This window comes from Sutterella massiliensis, from assembly GCF_016899755.1.
GTDB classification, from domain to species: Bacteria; Pseudomonadota; Gammaproteobacteria; order Burkholderiales; family Burkholderiaceae_F; genus Sutterella; species Sutterella massiliensis.
In genome coordinates this window covers 1-239 of record NZ_JACJJC010000533.1, presented here as the reverse complement: position 1 = coordinate 239, position 239 = coordinate 1, and the positions used below count along the sequence as shown (strand labels likewise).

The window sequence follows — 239 nt, the reverse complement described above, 5'->3', positions numbered from 1 at the left end:
GCTCAACGCATCGAACTCGAAATCCTGCGCTCCACGCGACCAACCGCACCCGCCGTCCATGTTCCGGACAACTCGGTCAACTGCCAGGTGCTCGAAGCCGCCTGCCTGCTCACCGCCAAGGCGGCCCATGTCGAAGAAGCGTATGACGAGCAGACGCTGGATCTGGCCTCGCGCCGGTTCCGGGGTGGAATCGGCTTGCAGGAACTGCTGCTCGAAGCCGCCTGGGCCAATGGCTACAC

At 64.4% G+C, this 239-nt stretch carries 1 protein-coding gene; it reads left to right on the top strand.

The genetic code is table 11. From position 1 onward, the window contains the following. The coding region (locus H6A60_RS13600; RefSeq protein ID WP_205105405.1) for a hypothetical protein at positions 1-239 on the top strand (239 nt) is incomplete at both ends.